Source organism: Pseudomonas sp. MF09150, assembly GCF_059862355.1.
The window spans coordinates 21,970-33,706 of the sequence record NZ_JCBCUS010000011.1 but is presented as its reverse complement, the minus strand read 5'-3'; the positions used below and the strand labels follow the sequence as shown (position 1 = coordinate 33,706).

Below are 11,737 nucleotides of genomic sequence, written 5' to 3'. Positions count from 1 at the left end.
GTCATACCTCGTTGAGCTGTGTAGCGGCCAGAAGCGCCGCGCGGCCGCGAGGGCCATGGAAGTATTCGTGTATCCACGCGTCGTCGGTCTCGGCGACCTTGTCGATGGCGTCCGCCACCAGCACCTTCTTCTGCGCCAGCACCGCCACCCGGTCGGTGATGGTGTACAGCGTGTCCAGGTCGTGGGTGACCAGGAACACACTCAGGCCCAGGGCATCGCGCAGGGTCAGGATCAGTTGGTCGAACGCCGCGGCGCCGATCGGGTCGAGGCCGGCGGTGGGTTCGTCGAGAAACAGGATGTCCGGGTCCAGGGCCAGTGCCCGGGCCAGTGCCGCGCGCTTGATCATGCCGCCCGACAGCGAGGCCGGGTATTTGTCGGCAGCCGACAGCGGCAGCCCGGCCAGGGCCAGCTTGACCGCAGCCAGGTGTTCGGCGTCGGCGCGGCTCAGGCCGGCGTGTTCGATCAGCGGCAAGGCGACGTTCTCGGTGACGGTCAGCGATGAAAACAGCGCGCCTTTCTGAAACAGCACGCCGAAACGTCGCTCGACCATCGAGCGTTCATGCTCGGAGAGGCTGGGCAGGTTCTGCCCAAAGACCCGCACCGAACCTTCGCTGGGCTGGCGCAGGCCGATGATGCTACGCAGCAGCACCGACTTGCCGCTGCCCGACCCACCGACCACGGCGAGGATCTCGCCCTTGTACAGGTCCAGGTCGAGGTTCTCGTGCACGCTCTGCTTGCCGAAGCGGTTGCACAGCCCACGGACTTCAATCACCGCCTCGGCGGGGGCGCGAGGTAGACGACTCACCATCCCATCTCCATGAAAAACAGCGCGGCCACGGCGTCCAGCACAATCACCACGAAAATCGACTGCACCACGCTGGACGTGGTGTGGGCGCCCACCGATTCGGCACTGCCGCTGACCTTGAAGCCTTCCAGGCAGCCGATCGCAGCGATCAGGAAGGCGAAGATCGGCGCCTTGACCATGCCCACCAGGAAGTGTTGTACGCCGATATCGGTTTGCAGCAGGGACAGGAACATCGCCGGCGAAATCCCCAACGACAAAGCACAAACCACCCCGCCACCGATGATCCCGGAAAGCATCGCCAGGAACGTCAGCATCGGCAGGGCCACCAGCAGCGCCAGGACCCTGGGCACCACCAGCAGCTCCATGGGGTCGAGACCGAGGGTGCGGATCGCGTCGATTTCCTCGTTGGCCTTCATCGAGCCGATCTGCGCGGTAAAGGCACTGGCCGTGCGCCCGGCCATCAGGATCGCGGTCAGCAGCACGCCGAATTCCCGCAGGAAGGAGAACGCCACCAGGTCCACGGTAAAGATGCTGGCGCCGAAACTGGCGAGCACCGTGGCCCCGAGGAACGCCACCACTGCGCCCACCAGAAAGGTCAGCAGGGCCACGATGGGCGCTGCGTCGAGGCCGGTCTGTTCGATATGGGCCACCATCGGCGTGATGCGCCAGCGCTTGGGGCGCAGCAGGCCACGGGTGATGGTTTCCAGAATCAGCCCGACAAAGCCCAGCAGTTGCAGGGTGTCCTGCCAGATCGCATCCACCGCCCGGCCGATGCGCGACAGCAGTTGGATGCCGACCGAGACTTCCGGCTCCTTGACCGGGATGCAGAAGTCGCTCAGGGAGCAGTAGACGGTGCGCAGCAGCGCGCGGTCGGCGGTCGACAGGGTGCAATCCTGGTGCTCGGCGCTATGCCCCAGGCGCTCGGCCCCCAGCAGCTCCACCAGCAGCGAAGCGCCGGCGGTGTCCAGGGCGCCCAGGGCGTTGAGGTCGACAGGGGTGTTGGCGTCGTACTGGCTGGCCAGCTGCTGGGTGAGGTGCTTGAGTGCGGTGTAGTGGGCAAGCGTCCAGTCCCCGCTGATGCGCAGCTGGGGCGGGGTCTGGGAAGTATCGAGTTGGGCACTGCCGGCCGTTGCGCTGCTGGTCATAAGCTCCGTGCTTGTCTGGCTATTACGCAGTGCTACGTAATAGCACGATCCCGGTTATTTTGCCTCGCCCTGAGCCGGGGCGGCTTGATCTGTGCCGGTGACATTGAAGCGCAGCACACCGATCACCTGCCCGTCCTCGGTCAGGACCCTGACCTGCCAGCGGCCCACCGGGTCGCCGGGGAAATTCTGCTTGTGGCTCCAGGCGCGGTATCCCTCCTTGCGCCCGCCATGGATATCCAGGGCAATGCGGTCGAGCTCTTTGCCATTGAATTGCCAGACGTGATAAATCCGCTCGTCGAGCCCGCGCGGGGCGTTGATCGCGGTGTAGGCGTACAGGCCGTTGCTGCGCACCTGGGCGACGCTGATGTCTTCCAGGCTGTCGCCGGGCGTGCGGTCCTGCAACTGGGTGCTGATGGCCTCTTCGGTGATCCACAGGGTCGCCGGCGGCACCCAGGAACGCAGCAGCCAGCCGGTGCCGCCAATCGCCAGGGTGATGCTCAACACCGCCAGGCCGCTGCGCAGGCTGCGGATCGGGAAGATCGAGGCCAGGCTCGGAAACGACAGCAGCATGGCGATACCCAGCGCCAGCTTGAAGCTCTGCGAGGTGGTCAGGTGCAGGATGATCGGCAGCGCCGTGAGCAGCACCGCGAACAGGGTCAGGGTGTGCAGCGCCAGGAACAGCCAGCGCCGCGGTGCCAGCCACTTGTAGTACAGCGGGTCGGTGATCGAGACCAGCGCCGCGGCCCCCAGCAGCCCGGTAAAGGCCAGTTGGCCGCTGTTCCAGGCGGTGGTGATAAAGAAGAACGGCAGGACGAAGAACAGGCTTTCCTGGTGGATCATCTGCGTCGCGTAGCGCAACAGCGGCTGGGGAATTTCGCGCTTGAAGACCCGGGTGAAGAGTTGGGTCAGGGTGTTTTCCAGCATCAGCCAGACCCAGCTCACCAGCATGATCACCGCGATCCAGGTGGCCAGGCCTTGCTGGCGGTCCACCAGGATGAAACTGCCGACCCCGGAAATGAACCCGCCGAGGGCGATCACCCCTGGGTAGCGCTTCATCAGTTCGAGGATGCGCTGTATATGGTGAGTCCAGTTAGGCATTGGGCGGGTTCACAGTCATGGCGGGGAAAATCGGCGACAGGATAGCGTCGCCGCGCAGGTGTGGCGAGGCGCCCGGGCAATTAAACCGCGTGCGCCTGCGACCCCGCTTCATCGTCGCCGCAGGCGCCAGCCCAGGGCGATCAAGAGCACCAGCGCCAGCAGCCCGCACAGCAGCCACACCACCTGCTCGTCACTGAGCAGCGGTTTTTCGATGCGCAGGTAGCCCGGCTCCGCCAGCAATTGGCGCATGGCCTGGTTGGTCTGCTCCAGGCTCACGGCCCTCAGGCGCTTGGCCGGGTCGTTGAAACGGCCATCGGCGTAATCGCCCAGGGCGCTCCAGTAGTAGTCGGCCAGGGCACTGTTGCCCTGCACGGCCCAGGCCTGGCGGGCAATGGCGGCCTGCTTGAGGCGCTCGAAAGTGGCGGCATCCAGTCCGTCCTTGAGCAACTGCGCCTTGAGCTCGCGAATCACTTGCTGCGCCTGCTCCAGGTCATCGCGCGCCAGGTCGGCGTTGAGGCTGAGGAAGCCCTGACCGCCGAACACCTCGCGGTCGCTCCAGGGGCCGTATGACAATTCGTGGTCGAGCCGCAGCCGGCTGTAGAGCGCCCAGTCCAGGTACTCCTTGAGCAGGTCGAAGGTGGCGTCGTGCTCGTCGTCCAGCACCGGCTCGGCAAACAGCCAGTGCAAGGTTGCGCCGTTGCCGACCCAGCCCTTGATCAGGCTGCGCTCGGCCGCTGCCGGCTGCTGGATATCCGGCAGCGCCAGGTGTTCGCTGGGCTCCACCGGTTCGAGCTGGCCGTAAGTGCGCTCCAGGTAGGCCGGGAGCAGGCGGTCGAGGTCGCCGACGATGATCAGGGTCATGTTGTTCGGGGCATACCAGTGCTTGCGCACCTGATCCAGCTGCTCGGCCGTGAGGTGTTCGACTTCGGCGCGCTCGGCGCATTTCAGGCCCAGTTCCACCGCCAGTTGATTGCCGGCCTTGTGGCCCAGGTCCTGACGATCGAGCCAGCGCTGCAGGTGCGAGTAATGGCCGCCGTCCTCGCGCTCCACCACCTGTTTCGCGGCGGTGATGGCGTTGTCGTCGATCTGGGTGCGGGTCAGCAGGGCCAGCAGCAGGTCGAGGACCTTGCGCTGGTTTTTGGCCGGGGCCTCGATGACGAAGGTGGTGTCGGCATTGCTGGTGAAGGCATTCCACTCCCCGCCCAAGGCCTGCATGCGTTCTTCCAGGCCGCCTTCGCCGCTGCCATCGATACCGCTGAACAGCAGGTGTTCCAGCAGGTGCGGCAGCTCCTTGTCGGCACAGTCGAAGTCATCCAGGCCGACCCCGACCACCAGGCGGATGGCCACATGGCCGCGCTCGGTCCCGGGCTTGAGCAACAGCTGCAGGCCGTTGGGCAGCATGTAGCCCTCGACCTGAAAGCGGTCCAGGGCCGACACATGAGCGCAACTCAACAACAGACAGGCGAACAACAGACAACGCATAGCGAGCTTCCTTACGGCGTGCGTAAGTTCTACAGACTTCAGTCAACCATGGACGTTCAGGGTGAATGGGTGATGTCAGCGAGATCTTCCGCCGCCAGGGCACCGGTTTCGGAGGTTTCCAGGACCACATAGGCGCTGCTGCAGAACAGCGAGTTCAAGCGCTTCATGTCGGCGATCAGCTCTAGGTGCAGCGAACTGGTCTCGATGCTCTGGACGATTTTACGTTGAAGGCGGCTGACGTGGGCGTGCGCCAGGCGTCGTTCCTGTGCGCGGAAGCGACGCTTCTCGCGCAGCAGCTGGCGCGCGCTTTCCGGATCGGCACTGAGAAAGACCGACAGCCCCAGGCGCAGGTTGGCGATCAATTGGGCGTGCAACCCGGCCAGCTCTTCCAGGCCGACTTCGGAGAACTGGCGGCGTTGCGAGGTTTTCTGCTGCTGCACCTTGCGCAGCATGCGTTCGATCAGGTCGCCGGCAAGCTTGAGGTTGATTGCCAGCTCGATGATCTCGGCCCAGCGCCGGCTGTCCTGGTCGCTGAGGTCTTCCCGGGGCATTTGCGCCAGGTAGAGTTTGATTGCGCTATAGAGCGCTTCGACATCGTCGCTCAGGCTGCGCATTTCCTGGGTGACGGCGGTCTGTTTGCCGCGCAGCACGTCGAGCATGGCTTCGAGCATGTTGTCGATCAGGTCGCCCAGGCGCAGGGTTTCCCGCGCCGCGTTGGCCAGGGCCAGGCTCGGGGTGACCAGGGCCGTGGGGTCCAGGTGTCGCGGTTTGGCCCGGCCGCTGTCTTGCGGGCGCTCGGGCAACAGCCAGGCGCAGAGCTTGGCCATAGGCCCGACCGTGGGCAGGAGCAGCAGGCAGCGCAAGGTGTTGTAGAGCAGGTGGAAGCCGATCACCACCTCTTGCGGGCTGAAATCCAGGCTGTCCATCCAGTGCGCCAGGGGGTCGAGCACCGGGATGATCAACAGCAGGCCGAACAATTTGTACAACAGGCTGCCCAGGGCCACCTGGCGCCCGGCGGCGTTCTGCATGCTGGTACTGAGGAAGGCCAGCACGCCGCTGCCGATGTTGGCGCCGATCACCAGGCCGATGGCCACCGGCAGGCTGATCACGCCGGCGCCGGCCAGGGTCGCGGTCAGCAGCACGGCCGCCAGACTGGAATAGGACACCATGGCGAACACCGCGCCCATCAGGGCGTCGAGCAGGAAGTCGCCGGTCAGGGAGGCGAACAGGACCTTCACGCCCTGGGCATGGGTGATCGGCGCGGCGGCTTCGACAATCAGCTGCAACGCCAGAATGATCAGGCCCAGGCCGATACCGACCCGACCCAACTGGCCGGCACGGGTCTGTTTGCGCGAGAGGAAGAAGATGACCCCGAGGAAGATCAGCAGCGGCGACAGCCACGACAAATCAAAGGTCAGCACCCGTGCCATCAGCGCGGTGCCGACGTCGGCCCCGAGCATGGTCGCCAGGGCCGGGGTCAGCGCCATCAGGCCCTGGCCTACGAACGAGGTGACCAGCATCGCCGTGGCGTTGCTGCTCTGGACCATGGCGGTGACCAGGATCCCGGCGACAAAGGCCAGCGGGCGGCTGGCCATGTTCTGGCCGATGACGTGACGCAGGTTCGAGCCATAGACCCGCAGGATCCCGGTACGCACGATATGCGTGCCCCAGATCAACAGGGTCACGGCGGACAGCAGATTGAGCAGGGTCAGCATAAAGGGTCCCCTGGGGTGAATCGCCCCAAAGGGGCAAGTTGACGGTGCCGCGCGACGATCTACGTTCTGTACTTAAGCTGTAGTTGGCTAACGGTCTGGGCGCCAGCATCGCATAGCTAAAGTGCGCATTGAAATAAAACTGTCATGAAAACAGCTTTCTGCAGACGTGAAAAAGGGGCCCGTGAGCCCCTTTATTTCAGTCCGCGCTCGGGTTATTGACCCGGAATATCCTTGCGCAGTTTCACTGGATCGCTCTGTTTTTTCTTTTTCGCGATGGCGGTGCGCATCTTGATGTTGACCGCTTCCACCGCCAGGGAGAACGCCATGGCGAAGTAGACGTAGCCTTTTGGCACGTGCACTTCGAAGGCTTCGGCGATCAGCACGGTACCCACCACCAGCAGGAACGACAGCGCCAGCATCTTCAGCGACGGGTGCTTGTCGATGAAGTCGCTGATGGTGCCTGCGGCGAGCATCATCACCAGCACCGCGACCACGATCGCCGCGACCATCACCGGCACATGGGACACCATGCCGACGGCGGTGATCACCGAGTCCAGGGAGAACACGATGTCGATGATCGCGATCTGGATGATGGTGTAGAGGAAGTTGCCGCCCTTGCCGGTGGGTTCGTCCGCCGTCTCGTCCTCGCCTTCCAGGGCGTGGTACATCTCCTGGGAGCTTTTCCAGAGCAGGAACAGGCCGCCGAAGAACAGGATCAGGTCACGCCCGGAAATACCCTGGCCGAAGACCACGAACAGGTCGGCGGTCAGGCGCATGACCCAGGTGATCGACAACAGCAGCAGGATGCGCGTGACCATGGCCAGCGCCAGGCCGAACAGCCGGGTCCGGGCCTGCATATGCTTGGGCATGCGGCTGACCAGGATCGAAATCATGATGATGTTATCGATGCCCAGGACGATTTCCAGGGCGGTCAGGGTAAAGAAGGCAACCCAGATTTCCGGGTTGGTCAGCCATTCCATGTGTATTCCTTTGAGCGAGTGTTAGATCGCCCGGGGCGGTTGATCAGCCAACCGGCCCGGGCGAAGAGTCATTGCAGTTATAGAGTGCTGAACAGTGGAAAGATCCCCATCAGCAAGGCTGCGAACATTATGCACAGGCAGACCAGTACTGCCCACTTGAGGGTGAAGCGCTGGTGATCGCCGAACTCGATCCCGGCCAGGGCCACCAGCAAGTAGGTCGAGGGTACCAGCGGGCTCAGCAAATGCACGGGTTGGCCGACGATCGAGGCACGGGCCATCTCCACCGCGGTGATGCCGTAGTGGCTGGCCGCCTCGGCCAGTACCGGCAACACGCCGTAATAGAAGGCATCGTTGGACATGAAGAAGGTGAACGGCATGCTCACCAGCGCGGTAATCACCGCCAGGTACGGCCCCAGTGCGTCGGGGATGACCGCCAGCAGGCTCTTGGACATGGCGTCGACCATGCCGGTGCCGGACAGGATCCCGGTGAAGATACCGGCGGCGAAGATCAGCCCGACCACCGCCAGTACGCTGCCGGCGTGGGCGGCGACGCGGTCCTTCTGCTGTTGCAGGCACGGGTAGTTGACGATCATCGCGATACTGAAGGCCACCATGAACAGCACCGGCAGCGGCAGCAAGCCGGCGATCAAGGTGCACATCAGGGCCAGGGTCAGCGCGCCGTTGAACCAGATCAGCTTCGGACGGCGGGCATCAGGGAATTGCGAGACGCTGATTTCGCTGTGGTCGATCTCGTCGCCCACCAGGTGCAGTTCACCCAGGCGCGCCCGCTCGCGCTTGCCGTACATATAGGCAATCGCCAGGATCGCCACCACGCCCGCCAGCATGGCCGGGATCATGGGTACGAAAATGTCCGAAGGGTCCACGTGCAGCGCACTGGCGGCGCGTGCGGTGGGGCCGCCCCAGGGGGTCATGTTCATCACCCCGCCGGCGAGGATGATCAGGCCGGCCATGATCCGCGGGCTCATGCCGATGCGGCTGTACAGCGGCAGCATGGCGGCCACGCAGATCATGTAGGTGGTGGCGCCGTCACCGTCCAGGGACACCACCAGGGCCAGCACCGCCGTGCCGACCGAGACCTTCAGCGGGTCACCCTTGACCAGTTTGAGGATCTTGCGCACCGCCGGGTCGAACAGGCCCGAGTCGATCATCAGGGCGAAATACAGGATGGCGAACATCAGCATCACGCCGGTGGGCGCCAGCTTGGTGATGCCTTCGAGCATCATCGGGCCGATCTTCGGCGCAAAGCCGCCGAACAGGGCGAAGAGGATGGGCACGATGATCAGGGCAATCAGCGCGGACAGGCGCTTGGTCATGATCAGGAACATGAAGGTGATGACCATGGCAAAGCCAAGGAAAGTCAGCATGGGAATACTCCAGGCGTAGCGCGGCTAGGGAATGGCGAACCGGTGGGGTCAGCGCAGAACGGGAAGCGCGAGGCGTACGGGTGGAGTAGGTGCAGCGAGGCGGGTAGGAGCAAACATCAGAATCACCATTGTTGTTGTTAATTGGGCCGGGAAGCGTCGCAACGCTCACTGTGGCCAACCGGTCTATTGCCGGAAGTGGAGGCGATCCTAATCGGGGAAGCTTTCAGCTACCTTTCGCCGGTGAAAGGAATGGGTGGATGTTCAAGCAACCGATGAGCGGCATACAGTGACCGCCATCACAGCAAGGGAGAAAGGCACATGGGCGAATTGCACACCGGAGGCTGTCATTGTGGCCGGCTGCGTTATCAATTCAGTGGCCCGCTGCGGGATATTGCCCATTGCCATTGCTCGACCTGCCGCCGGGTCAGCGGCGGCCTGGTGACCACCTGGATCACCCTGCCCGCCCCGGCCTTCCAATGGACCCAAGGCACGCCTGCGCGTTACGAGTCCTCCCCCAGTTGCACCCGCCTGTTCTGTGGCAACTGCGGTGCGCAGTTGGCGCTGGAGACCCAACTGAGCCCGGGCAGCATCGACGTGACCATCGCCACCCTCGACCACCCGGAACAGGCCCCGGCCGACCGGCATATCTGGACCGACAGCCGCCTGCCCTGGCTGCACCTGGATGAGCAACTGCCGCAAGAGCCGCAAGAACAGCTCTAGCCCGGCATCGGCGGCTCGCTGGGGGGCGCCGCAGGCGGTGTGAACAGGCCCGCCAGCTCCGCCTGGGTCTCGGCGACAAACCACTGGCTCAAGCCCGGACGCCACAGCAAGCTCTGGCGCGTGATTTGCCCGGTGCTGACGTAGTGTTGCAGCTCAAGAAAGCTGTAAGGGCCGTATTCGACGCCGCCAACGTTGAGGTGATAGCGCGCCTGACTGTCCCTGGCATGCTGCGCCGTGGTCTGTGCTGCCTGAATGCCTGGGTTGAACAAGGCCTCCAGCCAGCCAGGGTCGAAGCACTCCGGGCGCAGCTGGAGTTTCTCGCCGTGGTGCGGGACGACTTCAGAGACATAGACATCGCCTTTGGAGCCGCTGATCGAACGGGTGAACGCCGGCAAGTGATTTCGCGCCTGCTCGATCAGGGCTTCGGCGTGTTCAGGCGCCTGCTCGTGCAAGAGCCTGAAGGATTCGCTGCGGAGGATGGCGCTGAGCTCCCTGGGCAATGAGCACGCCGGCTCGGCTATCCCTTTTTCATCGACCACTCTCAGGCTTTTGTAAGCGTCGTGCCTTAAGTGCTCGAACAGCGCGCACAGCGCGGCAAGCAGTGCCGGGCGCGGCTGGCTCAAACGCGCCTGCACCCGCGTCGAGAGCAGCTGCCGATGAGGGGCCCGCAGCCCGTATTGGCGAATGGCCGGCTCGGTGCCGATGCCAAAGGCCTCGCCTTCGTCGATGAGTTCGTAGGCCTGCCCCGGGTTGCGGGTCAATTCGCCCAGGGCAATGGCTTGCAGATACAGGCGCAGGTCGCGCGCCAAGGCCAGGTAGTGCGCCTGGTCGAAGATCAGCGGATGGCAGTTGGCGTGCTTGTTCACGTGCAAGGGACGCTGCTGTGCCTGCTTGCGGTAGTTGGCCAGGTAGACGGGCAGGTCGCGCAAGGCATTCAGGGCAAAGCCGCTCAAGCGCATGGAGGCGACCAGCCGCCCAGGGACCTGACAATCGATGAATTGCAGGTCATTCGGGCGCAGGCCTGGCAGTGCGGGTAGGCATTGACTCAGCAACTCACCGTACAGGCGCCTGAACTCGGCAGGTTGCGGCACGCTGAGCAGACACAGGTAAGCGTCGGGGTTGGTTCCGCGGCCGGGTTCAAGCTCCAGGTTGGCCCAGGGCATGGCCTGTTCCAGCCACAGGCTCAATACCCGGCGCAGGTCTTGCGCAGTCAGGCCGGCCAACAGGGCGAGCAGTGGGTCTTCGCCCTCCTGTGGCGCCATCAACCCGCTGAGCAGCGGCTGGGTGTGGCCGCTCAGGTGCAGGTCGGCCAGGCCGTCGGGCCGGTACGTCGCGTACAGCTCGGCATGCCCCTGGCTGGAATAGCTCATGGGGTTCCGCAGGGCGGGGGTATTTTCGAATTCTTCCGGCAGTTCCACTCTATGACTACGGATGGTGTACTGGCGATGGATGCTGCTCATGATCCATTTTTTTTCGCTCAGCGGCGGATTGGCCAGATCGTTGAACAGCATGTCGCCGAGCATCAACGGCAGGTCTTCAGGCTCCTCACAGCGACGTTGCGCGAGGTTGCAGGTGTCGAACACATAGAGGTCGTCGAACGGCCCCACCGGGTTGTCGTCCTGCGCGGTCGTATAACCACGCCCGCGAGTTTCCAGCTCCATCAGTGCGGCGTAGCTGTGGGCCTGTGCCCGCTCCGGTTCGATGTGCATCGCCCCGCCGGCCAATACCAGATGCAAGGCGACACGCCCGGGGATGTTCTGTTCGGCAAGTGTTTGCCGGACCAGATCGCCGATCTGCAGAAACGACCCCGAACCGTAGCTGCCCGCCGCCGAAGCGGTTATCACGATATTGACGCAGTCCCGGCTTACCTTGAGGCCAAGGCGCTGGGCCTCGGCGTCTTGCGTGGGGTCGCAGGTGTGCAGGTGGTGCAGGGCCTGACGCACCCTGGCGCGGATCTGGTCGGCCTGGGTCAGGCAGTACAGGCGGGAAAAACCGCGAAGCCGATGGTATTTCATCGGCTCGATTCCCCAGTGCTTCATGGTCTGCGAGGTCAGGGGCGACCATTTGGCGACGTCGGGCGAGTCCAGCTCGGCCTCGGGGTCGAACGGGCCACTGATGATTTCATCGACCCGAAAACAGGCTTCGGGCTGTGCGGGCTCCAGGCCCCGCTCCCAGACCTGGAAGTCACTCGGGTGGAACCGAATAAAGCGCGCCAGGGGGAAGTCGGCGAGGCGCTCGATGCGTTGCCCCTCGCGCCAGGAGGTGGCCAGCAGGCGCTTGCGCAGGTGCAGGCCGACCCGGCGGCCGGTGTTGCCCAGCGCGATAAAAAGCGTGGGGCGAACCTCATACCCGGATTCGGTCATGGGTGTGTCTCCAGCGATCCATGCGGTTTGCCCAGGGGCGCCCG

At 64.2% G+C, this 11,737-nt stretch carries 9 protein-coding genes; 1 reads left to right on the top strand and 8 read right to left on the bottom strand.

What is annotated here, in order from left to right; genetic code table 11:
- Position 1: 1 nt before the first annotated feature.
- From AC19YX_RS29695 to AC19YX_RS29665, 7 genes are all read right to left on the bottom strand, one after another.
- Complete coding sequence (locus tag AC19YX_RS29695; protein WP_178102930.1) at positions 2 to 808, bottom strand: ABC transporter ATP-binding protein; 807 nt, start codon at positions 806 to 808, stop codon at positions 2 to 4.
- Positions 802 to 1,950, bottom strand: a complete 1,149-nt coding sequence (locus tag AC19YX_RS29690) for an ABC transporter permease (RefSeq protein ID WP_078470255.1) — start codon at positions 1,948 to 1,950, stop codon at positions 802 to 804. The genes AC19YX_RS29695 and AC19YX_RS29690 overlap by 7 nt, the downstream gene beginning before the upstream one ends.
- A 54-nt stretch (positions 1,951 to 2,004) precedes the next feature.
- Positions 2,005 to 3,048, bottom strand: coding sequence for a DUF5924 family protein (locus tag AC19YX_RS29685; protein ID WP_078470254.1), 1,044 nt, complete (start codon positions 3,046 to 3,048; stop codon positions 2,005 to 2,007).
- Between the two features lie 108 nt (positions 3,049 to 3,156).
- Positions 3,157 to 4,530, bottom strand: a complete 1,374-nt coding sequence (locus AC19YX_RS29680) for a M16 family metallopeptidase (RefSeq protein ID WP_500607676.1) — start codon at positions 4,528 to 4,530, stop codon at positions 3,157 to 3,159.
- Positions 4,531 to 4,586: 56 nt separating this feature from the next.
- Entirely contained in the window at positions 4,587 to 6,245 is a 1,659-nt protein-coding gene (locus tag AC19YX_RS29675; RefSeq protein ID WP_500607675.1) for a Na/Pi cotransporter family protein, read from the bottom strand.
- Positions 6,246 to 6,457: 212 nt separating this feature from the next.
- Positions 6,458 to 7,225, bottom strand: coding sequence for a TerC family protein (locus AC19YX_RS29670; RefSeq protein ID WP_078470251.1), 768 nt, complete (start codon positions 7,223 to 7,225; stop codon positions 6,458 to 6,460).
- Positions 7,226 to 7,302: 77 nt separating this feature from the next.
- The gene (locus tag AC19YX_RS29665; protein ID WP_020297740.1) at positions 7,303 to 8,610 is read right to left on the bottom strand and encodes a CitMHS family transporter; all 1,308 of its coding nucleotides are present in this window, start codon (positions 8,608 to 8,610) and stop codon (positions 7,303 to 7,305) included.
- A gap of 318 nt (positions 8,611 to 8,928) precedes the next feature.
- Here AC19YX_RS29665 and AC19YX_RS29660 point away from each other — a divergent pair, with 318 nt between their 5' ends.
- Positions 8,929 to 9,330, top strand: coding sequence for a GFA family protein (locus tag AC19YX_RS29660; protein WP_500607674.1), 402 nt, complete (start codon positions 8,929 to 8,931; stop codon positions 9,328 to 9,330).
- Here AC19YX_RS29660 and AC19YX_RS29655 read toward each other — a convergent pair.
- Positions 9,327 to 11,693: a tubulin-like doman-containing protein gene (locus AC19YX_RS29655; RefSeq protein WP_500607673.1), complete on the bottom strand. Its 2,367-nt coding sequence runs from the start codon at positions 11,691 to 11,693 to the stop codon at positions 9,327 to 9,329. The genes AC19YX_RS29660 and AC19YX_RS29655 overlap by 4 nt on opposite strands.
- Positions 11,694 to 11,737: the final 44 nt, after the last annotated feature.